This is a genomic window from bacterium (assembly GCA_014360495.1).
GTDB lineage: Bacteria > Armatimonadota > JACIXR01 > JACIXR01 > JACIXR01 > JACIXR01.
Genome location: JACIXR010000001.1, coordinates 115786 through 132149, shown reverse-complemented (window position 1 = coordinate 132149; position 16364 = coordinate 115786). Strand labels below are relative to the sequence as shown.

14 protein-coding genes are annotated in these 16364 nt (G+C 46.4%); 9 read left to right on the top strand and 5 right to left on the bottom strand.

Going from position 1 to position 16364, the window contains the following annotated elements; all coding sequences use genetic code 11:
• The first annotated feature begins 79 nt into the window (after positions 1–79).
• The gene (locus tag H5T88_00570; protein MBC7328830.1) at positions 80–259 is read left to right on the top strand and encodes a hypothetical protein; all 180 of its coding nucleotides are present in this window, start codon (positions 80–82) and stop codon (positions 257–259) included.
• 41 nt (positions 260–300) lie between these two features.
• Complete coding sequence (locus tag H5T88_00565; GenBank protein ID MBC7328829.1) at positions 301–3321, top strand: DUF4838 domain-containing protein; 3021 nt, start codon at positions 301–303, stop codon at positions 3319–3321.
• A gap of 166 nt (positions 3322–3487) precedes the next feature.
• Here H5T88_00565 and H5T88_00560 read toward each other — a convergent pair whose 3' ends face one another.
• Positions 3488–3712 carry a hypothetical protein gene (locus H5T88_00560; protein MBC7328828.1) on the bottom strand — a complete coding sequence of 75 codons (225 nt, stop codon included), beginning with the start codon at positions 3710–3712 and terminating at the stop codon, positions 3488–3490.
• Between the two features lie 104 nt (positions 3713–3816).
• Here H5T88_00560 and H5T88_00555 point away from each other — a divergent pair, with 104 nt between their 5' ends.
• Both H5T88_00555 and H5T88_00550 read left to right on the top strand, forming a co-directional pair.
• The gene (locus tag H5T88_00555; protein ID MBC7328827.1) at positions 3817–4851 is read left to right on the top strand and encodes a Glu/Leu/Phe/Val dehydrogenase; all 1035 of its coding nucleotides are present in this window, start codon (positions 3817–3819) and stop codon (positions 4849–4851) included.
• 1 nt (position 4852) lies between these two features.
• Positions 4853–5527 (top strand): DNA/RNA nuclease SfsA, encoded by a 675-nt coding sequence (locus H5T88_00550; GenBank protein MBC7328826.1) that lies wholly within the window; start codon positions 4853–4855, stop codon positions 5525–5527.
• 588 nt (positions 5528–6115) lie between these two features.
• Here H5T88_00550 and murJ read toward each other — a convergent pair.
• Entirely contained in the window at positions 6116–7702 is a 1587-nt protein-coding gene (gene murJ / locus H5T88_00545) for a murein biosynthesis integral membrane protein MurJ (GenBank protein MBC7328825.1), read from the bottom strand.
• 362 nt (positions 7703–8064) lie between these two features.
• Here murJ and dapA point away from each other — a divergent pair, with 362 nt between their 5' ends.
• Positions 8065–8955, top strand: coding sequence for a 4-hydroxy-tetrahydrodipicolinate synthase (gene dapA, locus H5T88_00540; protein MBC7328824.1), 891 nt, complete (start codon positions 8065–8067; stop codon positions 8953–8955).
• A 44-nt stretch (positions 8956–8999) separates the two neighbouring features.
• On the opposite strand, the gene H5T88_00535 is transcribed toward dapA, so the two are convergent.
• Positions 9000–9833, bottom strand: coding sequence for a 50S ribosomal protein L11 methyltransferase (locus H5T88_00535; GenBank protein MBC7328823.1), 834 nt, complete (start codon positions 9831–9833; stop codon positions 9000–9002).
• A 121-nt stretch (positions 9834–9954) separates the two neighbouring features.
• On the opposite strand from H5T88_00535, the gene H5T88_00530 reads away from it, so the two are divergent.
• Genes H5T88_00530 through H5T88_00520 form a run of 3 tightly spaced genes read left to right on the top strand, consistent with a single transcriptional unit; the run spans position 9955 to position 12860 of the window.
• The gene (locus tag H5T88_00530) at positions 9955–10881 is read left to right on the top strand and encodes a glycosyltransferase (GenBank protein MBC7328822.1); all 927 of its coding nucleotides are present in this window, start codon (positions 9955–9957) and stop codon (positions 10879–10881) included.
• A 6-nt stretch (positions 10882–10887) separates the two neighbouring features.
• Positions 10888–11868, top strand: a complete 981-nt coding sequence (locus H5T88_00525; protein ID MBC7328821.1) for a Gfo/Idh/MocA family oxidoreductase — start codon at positions 10888–10890, stop codon at positions 11866–11868.
• A 17-nt stretch (positions 11869–11885) separates the two neighbouring features.
• On the top strand, positions 11886–12860 hold the full coding sequence (locus H5T88_00520; protein MBC7328820.1) for a Gfo/Idh/MocA family oxidoreductase: 975 nt from the start codon (positions 11886–11888) through the stop codon (positions 12858–12860).
• 52 nt (positions 12861–12912) lie between these two features.
• Here the strand turns inward: H5T88_00520 and groL are convergent, their stop codons facing one another.
• Positions 12913–14547, bottom strand: coding sequence for a chaperonin GroEL (gene groL / locus H5T88_00515; GenBank protein ID MBC7328819.1), 1635 nt, complete (start codon positions 14545–14547; stop codon positions 12913–12915).
• A gap of 14 nt (positions 14548–14561) precedes the next feature.
• The gene (gene groES, locus H5T88_00510; GenBank protein ID MBC7328818.1) at positions 14562–14849 is read right to left on the bottom strand and encodes a co-chaperone GroES; all 288 of its coding nucleotides are present in this window, start codon (positions 14847–14849) and stop codon (positions 14562–14564) included.
• A gap of 465 nt (positions 14850–15314) precedes the next feature.
• On the opposite strand from groES, the gene H5T88_00505 reads away from it, so the two are divergent.
• Positions 15315–16364 carry a rod shape-determining protein gene (locus H5T88_00505; protein ID MBC7328817.1) on the top strand — a complete coding sequence of 350 codons (1050 nt, stop codon included), beginning with the start codon at positions 15315–15317 and terminating at the stop codon, positions 16362–16364.

The following is a 16364-nucleotide window of genomic DNA, read 5'->3' as shown; positions in this document are numbered from 1 at the left end:
TCAACAACAAAACCTGACCTCCAATTATCTTGAATAAATTTCCGAATTTATCTAAAATCAAACTTGGAGGTGTCAAATAATGAAACTCTCTCGCCTCTTTTACAGGCTCGCCAGAATGGCGAACGATTTTGAAGCCTTGCGCTCTGGGGACCCATCAAGAATCGCCCGCAGGGGAATTAACAAAATCATCGGCAGGACGATTGGAAGAAATATTTATTTGAAAGGGAGCGGAGGAAGAAGGAAGAAGAGAATATTTTGATTTTTTCTAAAAAATTTAAATTCTGCTAAGGGGTGATTTTTGTGACGAAAGATTATGTTATTTTATTCTTTTTTATTCTCGTTTTTCTTCCCCTAAATCTATATCCCGCTGATTTCCTAATCGTAAAAGAGGGAAAGCCAATGGCTACTATCGTCGTTCCGAGAGAGATGAATCATTCCACCGCCTTCGCCGTATGGGACTTCCGCTATCATATCCAGAAAATCACCGGCGCCCTCCTCCCTATAGCTTTTGAAGACGAGAATGTAAAGGGAAATAAGATTTACATAGGGGAAAGCAAAGCCACGAGGAAGCTGGGGATAAAATCTGAGAACCTCAAGGAGCAGGAATATATAATCCGCTTCTACCCCGATTCTATCGTTTTATTGGGTAAGGACGAAAAAATTCCATTCTCCGATAACATCCGCATCTTCGGAGATATCAGCTGGGATGAGGGCAAATTCGGGAAGGCTCTCTCCTTCTCTTCCAAGGGAACGCTCTGTATTGACGATTTCAATTTCAACGATGAGGAGGGTTCGTTTGAAGTTTGGGTCTACTTGGAGGAGAAACCACAGGAAGCGGGTGAAGGAACCATCATCCGTCTGGATGGGGCAAATCCTTGGACTTATCACATCATAGGCAGATGGGAGCAGAATCGCATCCGCTATATAACCTATGATGGCGAAAATGGGCACTGCATCTTTTCCTCTGAACTGCCTCCCGGTTGGCACCACATATTAGCCACCTATAGCGCTTCTCAGAACAAAATGGAGCTTTTCATTGATGGTCAAAGCCAGGGGACAGCTGATTATAAGAAAACAACCTGCAATGGCGCAACCCTCCTCATAGGCGGACTGCCTGATGTTAGCCAGAATAGAGTCGGCAACGCCTTTTCCGGCAGAATAGACGAAGTTCGTATCTCCAATATAGCCAGAAGCCCCTCCCTACCCGATAAACCTTATCAAGCCGATGTCAACACTCTCCTCCTTCTCCATTTAGACGAAGGGAAAGGATTGCCCAAGGACGCAAGGGGAATTCGCCTGGAGCGTCCTGTCAACCCGCCCGATATGTTTACCGACCAGGGAACATCCTACGCGGTCCACGATTTCTTTGAACGCTTCTGCGATGTCCGCTGGTATGGACCCAAGGAGGACATGATTTATTATCCTCAAAAGAAGACTCTTGCGGTCAAACCCCAGAACATCCAGAGAAGACCGACATTTCTCTATCGTGGGTTATGGCCTCCCTTTGCCTTCGGTATCGTCCAGACCCTCTGGGACAACCCAAGCCAAAGGGAAATGAACCTATTCTGGGCAAGACACAAGGTCGGCGGAGAGAAATATGCCTGCAATCATTCCTTCTACGGCTTCTACGACCGCTTCCTAAAAACCCATCCGGAGTTCTTCGCAAAGGGCTACGAGGGGCAACCACCTCAGATGTGCTACTCCCATCCCGGCTTCATAGCTCAGGTGGTTCAGGACGCAAGAGATTTCTTTGATGGGAAGGGCACTCATCCCGGCGCCTTTGCGGCAGGGGATTATTTCGCCCTCGTCCCAATGGACAACAATTTATGGTGTAAATGCGAGGAATGCCAGAGTCAACTTGACCCCGAGAGGAGAAACGCCTTCTTCTCAAATGGATACGCCAGCGATTACTGGTTCAATTTCGTAAATAAAGTGGCGGGAGAGATAGCGAAATCTCATCCCAAAAAGTTCATCGCCACCCTCGCCTATTGGGAATATGCATATCATCCCCAGAGAGTCAAGCTCCTGCCGAATATATCCGTTCAAATGTGCCTCCACATTCGGAACTTCTGGGCCCCGGCTATGAGAGATAACGATTTGAATCTATATAAGGAATGGATAGCTAAGGAGAAGGGGAGAAGATTTTACCTGTGGCTCTATTATTGCTTCCCCGAGGAGATAGCTATGAACGGCGGGTTCCATTGCTTCCCGGGCTTCTTCGCTCACACCGCAAGCAAATATTACAAGATGTTCGCTAAGGATGGAATAAGGGGAGTATTCCTGAACGGCTTGGGCGAGCAAGTTGACACCTATGTAACCCTCAAACTCCTTGATGACCCAAATATAAATGTTGACAAGCTCCTTGACGAATTCTTCTCCCGCTATTATGGCTCAGCCAGCGAGCCGATGAAGAAGATGTATCTATTGATTGAGAAAATTTACGGCGACCCTGCGAATTACCCCGAATATGTTCAGAAGGAGAAACGACATTTCCATCAAACGGAAGAGATGGCTTGGGGTTATTTGGGAACAGAGGAAAGGATGAGAGAGCTCGGCAGATTGATGGAGGAGGCAAAAAGGCTGGCGAAAACGGATGTTGAGAAGAAGAGGGTATCCCTATTTGAGAAGGGGGTTTGGCAATATATGGTGGAGGGAAGGGAGATGTATTTGAGGAAGAAAGGGATTGAGGAGAAAAAGAGGGCACTTGAGCCAGAGAGGGAAAAGGTGAGGGCAGAAGGACCTCCCAAAATTTCCATTCCCTCCATTCCATCTTGTGGTGGGGATTTGGATAAGGTAAATTGGGATAACGCTGTTGTTTTGGATAAATGGTATACAGTTGAGGGCTACCCGACGGAGAGGAAGCTAGAAGCAAGGTTGGTCAAGGACGAGGAATATCTTTACATAAGGCTTGAGGAAAGGCTTCCAACGGAGAGGCTAAGAAACGACGAGGATATATGGACGGGCGATGATTGGGAGATATTCCTCGCTGAGCAGAGGGACGCTCCCTACTATCAGATAGGCATCGCTCCCGATGGGCGTTCTGCTTCTTTTTATTATGAGGACATTAGACAGGGAATGAGGGAATGGAAAAGCGAGGCGAGGGTAAAGTCGGATATCCTACCCGACCGCTGGATAGTCTCAATCGCCCTTCCATTAAAGAACTTGAAGGGCGTGGAGAAAAGCCAAAGGCTCTACGCTAATTTTTACCGAGCCTCCTTTACTCTTGACGATTTAAAACTACGGGAACTCCTTGCTTGGAGCCCAAATTTCACTAACGACTTTCACCAGCTTACGAGATTAGGCGAGCTCGTGCTTGAGTGAAATTCACTGAGGCTGTGGACCAAGCAATTTTGCTGTCCACTTCACCCCATTGATGAAAAGGGCTCTTATTTTTTGCTTGAGCCGGGCTGAGATTGCTCCCAATCTTGCGAAGCTTTGTAGTTCCATCGCTAATATAAACGATATGTATCGTCCAAACCCCTCTGAGCTATGGCGAAAGCCTTATATCCACCATCGCCTTCTTCTGTATTGGGAAAGCTCGCGCTGTCAGTTTTTCCACTCCGAAGAACTTAGAAGAAATGGCGGAAGCATTGCCTATCAAGAGCACATTTCCACCTTTTACAATTGTTTCCACTATTGGATTGCCGCTCAAGGCATCCCTAACCTTTCCACTGAGGAAATAATGTGTCCATTCACCATCCTGTTTTCTCATTTATCATAATTGACTTTCGCGTTCCTTTTCGCCTTTCTTCAATGATTCGCTTTCCCCTTGAAAAATAAGAGCTTGAGTTTAAACTTTAATTAGGAGGCGAAATAATGGGCATATTTGAGAAATTATCCCTAAACAAACACGAATTCGTAGCCTTTGGCTGGAAGGACAAAGTTAAAGCGATTATCGCCATCCATAGCACGAAGCTCGGTCCTGCCTGCGGCGGAATAAGGATGTGGAATTATCCCTCTGAAGATGAAGCCCTTGAGGATGCCCTCCGCCTCTCCTTAGCTATGACTCTAAAAAACGCGGCAGCTGGCTTGAACCTCGGAGGAGGAAAATGCGTCGTTATCGGCGACCCCACTAAGGATAAAACGGAAGAGCTCCTCTTAGCCCTCGGCGACTTCGTCCAATCCCTTGGCGGAACTTATATCACTGCCGAGGACATAGGCATCACCTCTGAGGACTTAGCCGTCCTTGCCCGCAGAACTAAGTATGTCGTCGGTCTTCCCGAATATCTAGGAGGAATGGGCGATTGCTCCCCTTATACCGCCCTCGGCGTATTCCTCTCCCTAAAAACCGCCTTGGAGTTCCTTTATGGTTCCTCAACGCTTGAAGGTAAAACTGTTGCCATTCAGGGCTTGGGAAAAGTCGGGCTAAATCTCGCAAAGCTCTTATTGAAAGAAGGAGCGAAAGTCTTTGGAAGCGATATATCAGCTGAGAAAAACGAAATTGCAAAGGGCTTGGGATTGGAAATCATCCCTCCTGAGGAAATCCTCTTCATTCCCTGCGATGTCCTCTCCCCTTGCGCCCGAGGCGGTATCATCAATGAGAAAACAATCCCCAAGTTGAACTGTAAAATAATCTGCGGAGGGGCAAACAATCAACTGGGGAAAGACGAAGATGGCATTCAGCTTGAGAAAAGAGGAATTCTCTACATCCCTGATTTCATCGCCAATGCGGGAGGAATTATAAGCCTCTCGGTGGAGATAGAAGGGAATTTCGTCAAGGAAAGGGCGGAAGAGAAAGTAAAGGGGATAGAGGAAAGGGTTAGAGAGCTATTGAGGATACATAGAGAAGAAGGTATATCCACATTATCTGCGGGGCTCCAGATGGCATATGAACGCCTAAAAGAGGATTGAGTTGCGTATTCCTCCCCTCAAAAAGGCGATTTTCCTCCACCGATTGAACAGGTTCGTTGGGGAAGTTGAGGTTGAAGGGAGAAAAGAACTCGTTCATATCCCGAACACGGGAAGATTGGATAGGCTTTTAATAAAAGGAAACATCGTGAACCTTCAACCGATTCAGGGCAAGCTGAGATATAGGCTTTTCTCCGTTGAGGATGGTGGAGATGTCGTGGTAGTGGATTCCTTCATCGGAGAGAAGTTATTAACGGAGGAGTGGGAAAAACGAGGTGTTTTCCCGATAATAGGAAGGATTAAGCGATGGAAAAGAGCGCCCATCATCCAAGGGATGAGGCTTGATTTCCTCGTTGAGGGAGAGAACGGATTTTATATCATTGAGCAGAAAAGCAGCACCTTATTAATCGGAGAAACCGCTTATTTCCCCGATGCACCCACTGATAGGGGCTACCGCCAGCTTTTAGCTTTGTTTGAGGGCGAGAGATTGGGCTTCATTCCCATGTTCATAATGGTCATAAAGCACCCAAAAGCAACTAAATTCTCATTTGCCCATCATATAGATGAGAGATTCTCAAGCAAAGCAGAGGAATTTGTTAGGGCATTCCCGTTCCTCTTATTCAAGCTCGTAATTAAAGAAGAAGAATTGTCCCTTGTCCCTTTCCTACCCGCTTCTTAATAAGGGACAGTAACCTCCCAATTCTTTCCTAATCCGTATTTGCGCTATAACCCGTTGCCTTAATAAGCAAGTTAACCCTACCCTACCCTCCCCGGTTAATCTCCTCTTCCCATAGGTAAACGCATATATAGCATCCCAATCATGAAGAGCAGCGTAGGAAGAAAAGGGCGTCCACACAGTCTGATTAAGCCATAAGATTGGGAGTGCTACAGCCTACGATGGTCCCGCTGATAAGACTTCTAAAGCCAAGTTCATCTTTCGGTTAGCGAATACATTGTTTGCAAATAATCTTCTCCCTGTTAATTTCACCGCTCCCCTGAACAAAGCCAACATAAGCAATCAACAAATTCCCCCCTCTAGATATGGGACTTTTTCTATAATTAAAAAGGGTCTAATTTACAAGTAATAGCTTTGTTGCGAGCGATAATGCCAAATGATGGAAAGCATGCATCCATGCGGTTTAGGCACCCGCAATATTTCCAAACTTCTCCATACTCGCCGCTATTTTCCCCGAACCTTTTGTAAAAACGGAGGCAAAAATTGGCCTAAATGTTTTTTTCAAATCCTGACTATTTGAAACCTTGCAAGTTATTTTCCTTTAAATCTTGTTCTAAACAAGGAACGCCTAATGAACTCCCACTCCTCAAGGTGGAAAATGGAAGAGAGTAATAGGAAAAGAGGAGTGATGACAAAAATGATTATCCCTATCTCCATAACCGCCCCTTTCATTCCTTTGCCAAATGGATTATGGGAAAAGAGGAAGAAAAAAGGAAGGGATACAAGAAGACATATAACGGCTATTTTGAGGAAAGAGAAAAGCATTTTCCTTCCCTCTATACCTCCAATCCTATTGCGAAGGAACCGAAGAAGAAGGAACATATTGAAATAAGCGGAGATAGAAGAAGCAAGAGCCAATCCCCTCACTCCGAAAGGTCCAACGAAAACGACATTTAAAATAGCGCAAAGGATTACGGAGGCAACTCCGGAAAAAAGCGGGGTCAGGGAATCCTGCAAAGAATAGAATGTCCTATTGATGATTTGATTTGCGGATAGGGCTGGAAGACTTAAAGAATAGAATGCAAGTATCTGCGCTGTCATAATCGTATCGCTGTGAGTGAAAGCTCCCCTCTCGTAAACGAATTGCACTATCGGTATGCCGAAAAGAATGAAAAATATGGCAGAAGGGATATTGAGAAAGAAAAGGGTCCTTATAGCCAATGAATTTGTTCTCTTTAAATCCTCTAACTTCCCCACAGCGGCGAGGGCGGAAAGAGTGGGAAATACAGCTATTCCCAGAGCTTGCCCGAAAATCCCGAGGGGAAACTGCGTTAGCCTATTGGCATAGTTCAGCCCTGCTATTGCTCCTTCCCCTAATCCCGAGGCTAATACACGATTTATGACAACTGTGACCTGAGAGACGGAAAGAGTGAAAATAATTGGGAGCATTATCAGGAATACCTTTCTCACGCCCGCATGACGAAGGTCTAAGCAGAAAAAAGGTTTCTCCCCAAGCTTTAAGATATACCAAATCTGGAGCAGGAAATTCCCGAGGAATGAGCCCACAACAACCCCAATAGATAACCCAGTTACTTTAATTGATGGACCGAGGAAAACTCCACCAAGGATTATAAGAAGGTTATAGATAACCCCGCTGATGGTGGGGACGAGGAATTTCTGATGGCAGTAAGAAACCCCCGTGAATATCCCACCCAAAACGAAAAAGATGACGGAGGGAAGCATCAAACGGGTGAGGAAAACGCAATAAGCAAGGTCATCAGGAGAGAAATGGGGGACGACGATTTTCACCAAGGGATAGGCAAATATCTCCGCAATGGCAACTACGAAGAAAAGAAGAAGGGCAAGGAGAGTAAGGAGGCTTGAGAGCATCCTCCTTGCTTCTTCTCTATTTTTCGTCGCCAAATATTGAGTATAGACTGGAACAAAGGCGGAAGAGAGAGCTCCTCCCGAGAGAAGGAAAAAGAGGATATCGGGAATGGTGAAAGCAGCAACATAGATATCAACGAGCCTTGTCGCCCCGAAAAGCCTCGCTATCACCACCTCTCTAAGAAAGCCGAGGACGCGCGCGAGAAGGATGACGGTAGTGGTTATAAGGGCAGCTTGTGCTACCCTCGTCTCTCTTTCTCTCGCTTCCAATCCTTCTATCTCTGAGCTCATACTTATTAAAGTTTAATGCAAAAAATCCCCAAGGCGAATAGAATTTATCTTAAAGATATATTTTAAAGCGAGACATTATTGCACCCCCCTTTATCATCCCTCCTATATTAAAGGCTTCTGGGGTAAAAAGGAAGAAAAGGAAGACCAGGAGACGAAATTAAAGAGCAATTGAACTATAATTTTTGTTAAAAATTGAGAATATCAAGCCTTTTGTCATTAAATGGAACCATCTTTCTTTACTAAGTAAAGAAGAAAATGCCCCCCTATCGCTCTACCACACTATGTTGGAATTGATTTACTCAAAAAATATTGATAGAATGAAATAAATACAAACAAAATTTTACAAAGGGGAGGTTTTGTTTATGGAATACATTTTTGGTAAAGTCGTAACCGCTATGGTCACTCCTTTCAAGGAAGATGACCTCAGCATCAATTGGGGAGTCGTTAGGGAGCTCACCGATTATCTCATAGAGACGGGTTCAGATGGATTGGTAGTCGCGGGAACCACGGGGGAATCCCCTACCCTCACCTTTGATGAGAAAGTGCGCCTCTTTAAAGAGGTAAAGGAAGTTGCAGGCAAGAGGGCAACAATAATAGCTGGCACCGGCTCCTACTGCACAGAAGAAAGCATTCACCTCACCAAAGCCGCTGAGGAGGTCGGCGTTGACGCTGCTATGCTGGTTGTTCCCTATTACAATAAGCCACCTCAGGAAGGGCTTTATAATCATTTCAAAACTATTGCCTCGCACACATCACTTCCCGTAATCCTCTACAACATCCCCGGCAGAACAGCCTGCAACTTGGAGCCCAAGACGCTCGCTCGCCTCGCTAAAGATGTTCCCAACATCAAAGGGGTGAAGGAAGCGAGCGGAAACCTCGTTCAAGTCTCAGAGATAGCCTCGCTTACCGGAGATGATTTTGAGATTTTGAGCGGAGAGGATGCCCTGACTCTACCTATGCTGGCGGTTGGCGGCAAGGGTGTTATAAGCGTAGCCTCACATATAGCGGGAAAGAGGCTTGGCGAGATGATAGACTCCTTCTTCTCCGGTGATGTTGTAAAGGCGAAGAAACTCCATCTCGAGCTGATGCCCCTTTTCCGCGTCCTCTTTATAACAACCAATCCCATTCCGGTTAAAGCAGCTATGGAGATGGTAGGAATTAAGGTGGGTCCACCGAGACCGCCGCTTTGTCCGGCGAGTGAGCAAGTGAAGGAAGAGATAAGGAAGGTATTGAAGAATTTAGGGACGATTTAATAAGAGGGGGGCGTCGGCTCCGCCGGACGCCCCCCTAATTATCCTTACTTCATCATCCACACAATCCCCAGCCAATCTCCCTCCCTCTCCCTTTCCACTTCCTCTAAAAACTCAGGTACTTCCAAATGTTTATAGCCTTCCTCCGTGAACCCTGAAGCTATCAAGTACCCTCCCCTCTTCAAATAATATGGCAGGTAGGAGAAAAGATTCCTCAAAGATGGCAGGTCTATGTTGCAAAGTATGATATCCGCCTCCACAACGGGAATATCCTTGAGCAAATTTCCCCTTATAAATTCCGTTCTATCGCTCACGGAAAGCCTCTCCGCATTCTCCCTGCTTTCATCAATAGCCCTTTCATCAATATCCACCCCAATCGCTTTCCTCGCTCCAAGAAGAACGGAAGCGAGCGACAAAATCCCCGAACCACAACCCACATCTATGACTAAATCCCCCTTTTTGATGTATCTCTCCAAGAGAATCAGCGCAAGACGAGTGGATGGATGTTCCCCTGTTCCGAAGGCGGAACGAGGCTCTATCTCAAGAACTATTTCCCCCTCCTTTTCCTCATATTCAGCCCAAGGAGGTTTTATCACCAATTTTTCCCCAACTTTACGAGGGAGAAACGACTCTTTCCATTCTCGCGCCCAATCTCTCTCTTCTATCTGACTTACAGCGAGCTCCCATCTCCCCATAATGTTTTCAAACAAAAATTCCACGAGCGCTAAAAGAAAGTTCTTTAAGGAAACATCATTGGGTAGATATATTATTGCCGTCGCATCGCTCTCCTCCCATTGGTGAATTCCCTTGCTGAGTAAAAAACCAATGAGAGGCTCTTTGTTCTCTCCAGGTAATTTTACCTCTATTTTAGCCCATTCCATTTATCCAGTTCTTATTTAAATTATAGCCTTCCTCCTCCTCAAATGAAAGAGAATATAAAATTCCGTAAACATTTTTATTTATCCTTGCTTTGTTTTCTCGGGATAGTAAAATTTTTTAAAAATGGAATCCAAGGTATCCATAATATCAACTGTTCTCAACGAGGCAGAAACCATTGGAAGCCTTATGGACGCCCTAGCGAAACAAACATCGCCTCCCGAGGAAATCGTGATTGTAGATGCTGGTTCCAAAGATAAAACCGTTTCCATTCTCCAGCAATATTCCTCCTTTCTTCCCATAAGACTCTTTGTTTGCCCGGGAGTAAGTCGAGCTGTGGGAAGGAATATAGCGATTAGGGAAGCCAAAGGAGAAATCATCGCTTCAATAGATGGTGGATGCATTCCCCTACCCAATTGGTTGGAGAATCTGATTGCTCCCTTCAAAGAAATGGAAGATATTGACATAGTTGCCGGTTTTTATGAACCGATCATTCAATCTCCACTCCAAGAAGCCCTTGCATCCATTATAATTCCCTCCTTGCGAGAAATATCCCCGGAAGATTTCCTCCCATCCTCCCGCAGCGTAGCTTTCAAGAAAGAAATTTGGGAGAAAGTAGGTGGATACCCCGAATGGATGAAAAGCGCTGAAGACACATTCTTCGACCTATCCCTCAAAAAAATAGGAGCGAAGTTCCATTTCCAACCAGAAGCAATCGTAAAATGGCGGATACGAAATTCTCTAAGGGAGATATTCAAGCAGTTTTTTGAATATTCTTTTTGGGATGCTCAAGCGGGGGTTTTCTTCCCTCATTATCACAAGGTCTGGATATACCTTTTCGGGCTAACTCTCCTCGCCCTCTCCATCTTTTCTCCCTTCATCCTTTATTTTTTCCTCCTCTGCTTTTTCCTCTATCTCTTGCGAGCCTATCTGCGGGCAAGGAAAAGGAGAAACCTCTCCTGGAAAGCCTCCCTATGGTTTATTCCCGTCCTTCTCTCCTATGATTTAGGCAATGTAATCGGTTATATATCAGGAAAATTTAAAAGGAGGTGACACAACTTGTTAAAAGTAGGAATAATCGGCGCAGGCACTATGGGAAGGATGCACTCAAGTGCCTGGGCAAGCACCGGAAGAGTTGAGTTCGCTGGCATTTACGATGTGAATCTCTCTTATGCTGAGGCATTGGCTTCCCAATACTCCACGAAGGCTGTTGACCTTCAAACCCTCTTAAAGGAAGCGGATATAATTGATGTCTGCACACCCACCCATACCCATCATCAATATGTGATTGAGGCGGCGAGAGCAGGTAAACACATCTTCTGCGAGAAGCCCTTGGCAAGAACGCTTGAACAAGGGGAAGAGATGATAAAGGAAGTGGAAAAAGCCGGCGTCAAGTTTATGGTTGGGCAAGTTTTGAGATGGTTTCCCGAATACAGAAAAGCAAAGATGTTGATTGCCGAGGGAGCAATTGGGAAGCCCTTGAGCGCTCGCACAACCAGAGGTGGTGCCTTCCCCATCGGAACAGCTGATTGGTATGCCGACTTTGAAAAGAGCGGAGGGGTTATTTTGGACTTGATAATTCACGACTTTGATTTCCTTCGCTGGTGCTTCGGTGAGGTTGAGAGCGTCTTCGCTCAATCCCTGACCTTCAGGAAGCTAGAGCATCTTGATTACACACTCGTTATGCTCCGTTTCCGCTCCGGCGTCTTAGGGCATATAGAGGGCATCTTCGCTTATCCTCCCGGCTCCCCCTTCCGCACCTCATATGAAATAGCGGGGGATAAAGGAATGCTCACTTTTGACAACCAATCAACTATGCCCGTGAAACTGCTCGCTAAACCAGAGGAAGGGAAAGCAGGAGTCGCCGTCCCGGAGAGCCCTCTCGCCGAGAACCCTTACTTTTTGGAAATAGAGCATTTCCTCTCCTGCATTGAGGAGGATAAGGAGCCCGAGGTTAAGGCTGAGGATGGATTTGAAGCTGTGCGCATCGCTCTATCGGCTATTGAATCGGTGAAAAAGAATAAGCCGATATATCTCTAAGGAGGTGAGAAAAGATTATGCGAATAGGGATAATATCTTTCGCTAATAAAAGGGCATATGAATATGCTGAATGCATAAAGGAATTGGGTCTTAACTTGATAGGGATAGCCGACGATGAGGAAAAGAGGGGTAAAGAGGCAGCGGAAAAATTTGAAATCGGCTTTTACCCCAAAAAGGAAGACCTCCTTTCCCAGAAACTTGATGCCGTTTTAATCTGCTCGGAAAACGCAAAGCATAAAGAAGATATCGTCCTCTCAGCTGAAGCTTGCAAAAATATCATCTGCGAGATGCCTCTTGCTACAACTCTTGACGATGCTAAAAACATTCTTAGTGCCTGTGAGGAAAGAAAAGCCTCCCTTTTCCTCGCCTTACCCTATCGCTATTCACCTCCCCTTGTAAGGGCGAAGGAGATATTAAAGGAGGGAAAGATAGGGGAAGTGCTTGCCGTGAAGGCGACCCACAGAAGCAAGGTGCCCAGTGGCTGGCAGGTTAAGAAGGCTTTAGCGGGCGGAGGAGCCATCCTCCAAAATGCTCCCGCTATGATAGATGTTATGAGGTGGTTTACGGAAGATGAAATCGTAGAGGTATATGCGGAGTTCAACAAAAGCGCCTACTCGGAGATTGAAGTAGAAGATATAGCCACTTTATCTTTGCGATTCAGCAAAGGCGCCTTTGCAACCCTTGACCCCTCCTGGTGCTTGCCTCCATCCTATCCTTTCGGGGGAGATGCCACGATAGAGCTCATCGGCAAGGAGGGCGCCTTGCTCGTCAATGCCTTTGCCCAAGTGCTCTCGTATATAGACGAAAAGGGAAAGCGATATAACTGGGAATACTGGGGTTCCCCTTTAAACAAACTTATGTTGAAGGAGTACATCGGACATATAGAGAGAGGAGAAGGAGCGCCCATTTCTCCGCTTGAGGGATTAAAGGCATTGGAGGTTGCCCTTAAGGGATATATTTCAAAGGAAAGAAAAGAGCCTTTGACCATATAAAAAGAGAGGGGAGCCCTTTCGGGCTCCCCTCTCTTTTTTCAATAGTTATTTTTTACATCTCGTAGTCAGAATAGCCTCCTCCCGGGACCTTCTCTTTCTCCTTCTCAGGTATCTCCGTGACCAGCGTCTCGGTTGTAAGGAGTAGACCAGCTATGCTGGCGGCGTTTTCAAGGGCGCTACGAGCTACCTTAACTGGGTCTATGATACCAGCCTCAATCATGTCCCTATAGGTCTCGGTCACCGCATCAAAGCCCCAGGTGGTCTTGCCTTCCTTATGAAGTGCTTTCACCTTCTCAACAACGACCGAACCTTCGTAGCCGGCGTTGGAGGCTATCTGCCTAATCGGCTCCTCAAGCGCGCGCTTGACGATGCCCACACCGATTTTCTCATCGCCTTCCACCTCTATTTCATCCAGCAGAGGAGCAATAGCAAGGAATGTAGTGCCGCCACCAGCTACGATTCCCTCCTCAACGGCAGCCCTTGTAGCGTTCAACGCGTCCTCATAGCGATGCTTCTTCTCCTTCAACTCCGTCTCGGTTGCAGCTCCAACCTTTATCTGGGCAACGCCACCAGCGAGCTTCGCTAACCTCTCCTGCAATTTCTCCCTATCATAAGAAGACTCCGTCTTCTCCAGCTCAGCCTTTATCTGCTCAATGCGTCCCATAACAGCTTCCTTTGAGCCTCCACCCTCTATAATCGTCGTCTCCTCCTTGCCGACCACGACCTTCTTCGCCGTGCCAAGCATTTCTAAGGTCACATTCTCCAGCTTAACGCCGAGCTCCTCAGATAGGAATGTTCCACCAGTGAGTATGGCTATGTCCTGCATCATAGCCTTCCTTCTCTCACCGAACCCCGGAGCCTTAACAGCTACAGAGGTCAATACGCCGCGCAGCTTGTTAACCACGAGAGTTGCAAGGGCATCTCCCTCAACATCCTCAGCGATTATAAGTAGCGGTCTCCTCGCAGTTGCTACCTTCTCAAGAAGAGGTATGAGGTCTGTAGCGGAGGATATCTTCTTCTCGTGAATAAGGATGAAGGGGTCCTCAAGGACAGCCTCCATCCTCTCCGGGTCGGTGACCATATAAGGGGAGATGTATCCCTTATCGAATTGCATTCCCTCAACGACCTCAACGGTGGTTTCCAAGCCCTTGGACTCCTCAATCGTTATGACCCCATCCTTCCCCACCTTCTCCATTGCATCGGCGATGGTTTCTCCTATCTCCCTATCGTTGCCTGCTATGCTGGCTACATTAGCGATGTCCTCCTTCTTGTCTATCTTTATCGCTCTCTTCTTCAGCTCCTCAACAACCTTCTCCACAGCCTTGTCTATACCCCTCTTCAAAGCCACGGGATTGGCTCCTGCGGCGACATTCTTCAACCCTTCCGTGACCATTATTTGGGCGAGCAGAGTGGCAGTGGTCGTTCCATCGCCCGCTATATCGTTCGTCTTAGAGGCAACCTCCTTGCAAAGCTGGGCACCCATGTTCTCAAATGGGTCCTTCAACTCTATCTCCTTAGCAACGGTTACGCCATCGCGAGTTATCGTGGGGGAACCCCACTTCTTCTCCAAAACGACGGTCCTTCCTCTTGGACCCAAAGTTACCTTTACTGCATCTGCAACAGCATCAACGCCTCTTTGGAGAGCTCTTCGCGCTGATTCACTGTAAAGAAGTTGCTTCGCTGCCATTTCACTTCACCTCCTTATTCTTTAATAGCATAGATTGAATCTTCATCCAAAATGATGTATTCCTCCCCGTCTATCTCCACCTCTGTTCCTCCATATTTGGAGAAAACAACCCTATCCCCAACCTTTACGGAGAGGGGAACCCTCTGCCCATTCTCTAAAAGCTTTCCCTCACCCACAGCCACAACGACACCTTCCTGAGATTTTTTCTTGGCGGTATCTGGAAGGATGATTCCTCCTTTGGTCTTTTCCTCTTCAGGGTCAGGCTTGACCAAAACCTTTGAACCTAAAGGTTTTAACGCCATCTTGCCAAACCTCCTTTCTTTTTTGTTTTTTCCAATACTATTAAGATAACAACAAATATACTAATCGTCAAATGAGCCAAAAATTTTAGCATTGAGTTGCATCCCCTCTTTTTATTACACTCAAGCTGCGAATTTGACAATTTTTCTTTTTATCAGGAGGGGCTCGCAAGCTCTAATAAAGTTACAAAATGAGATTGCTTCCTCGCTTTGCTTCTCGCAATTCCAATGGGATGGTCTGTCATCGCTGGTATGGGCAAAGGCTTTTGAAAAATAGGGTGGATTTAAAATAACGAAAAGGTCAAATGGCTTATAGAAAAATCTATACCCATAGCTGCTGAATTCCTTGCCAGCGGTATCAACCCCTTTTCACTGAAGGCGATAGGAAAATAGTTAATAGACAATCCTGTTTATGGTTGATAAAATTCATTAATAAAAAAGAAAATCGCTCAAGGAGGAAAATATTTTATGTTTTGGTCTAAAATAGCGAGTAAATTCTCACAGGATATGGGAATAGATTTAGGCACAGCAAATTCCCTCGTTTATGTGAAGGGAAAGGGCATCCTTTTGCGTGAACCCTCTGTGGTGGCTATAGATAAATTGACGGGAAAGGTTCTCGCAGTGGGAGAAGAAGCAAAGAGGATGATTGGAAGGACACCAGCTAATATCATTGCGGTAAGACCACTTAAGGATGGGGTAATCGCTGACTTCGACATCACAGAGAAGATGCTCTCATATTTCATAACGAAAATCCATAAGAGGCGCACCCTCGTCCATCCCCAAGTTATCATCGGCATCCCTTACGGAGTAACGGAAGTGGAGAAGAGGGCTGTTCTGGACGCTGCTTTAAGGGCGGGAGCAAGAGACCCTCAATTAATAGAAGAACCCATGGCTTCAGCGATAGGTTGTGGATTGCCTGTCACGGAGCCAAGGGGCTCAATGATTGTTGATATAGGAGGAGGGACAACGGAGGTAGCGGTTATATCTTTGGGTGGAATCGTCACCTGCCGCTCTATTCGCATAGCGGGAGATGAAATTGATGAGGCGATAGCCTCCTATATAAGAAGAGTTCACAATCTCCTCATTGGAGAAAGCACAGCGGAGATGATAAAGATAAACATCGGCTCGGCGTTCCCATTGGAAGAGGAACTCCAAATGGAGGTCAAGGGAAGAGACCTTCTCACCGGCTTGCCTCGCTCCGTGATAGTGCGTTCGGAGGAGATACGAGAAGCGATAGCTGAACCGCTCAACGCCATAGTTGAAGCGATAAAGCTCACCCTTGAAGCTACGCCGCCCGAGCTCTCCGCTGATATAATGGAGAGAGGAATTGTCTTGACGGGTGGAGGAGCGCTTTTGAGGAAAATAGATGAGCTGATAGCTCACGAAACCGGAATCCCCACATATGTAGATGATGACCCACTCGTATCCGTGGTAATGGGAGCAGGAAAGTTCCTTGAGGAATTTGGGCTCTCCTCCGCCTTGCGAAATGTTCTCATTGGTCGCTCCTCCTTCTCCTAA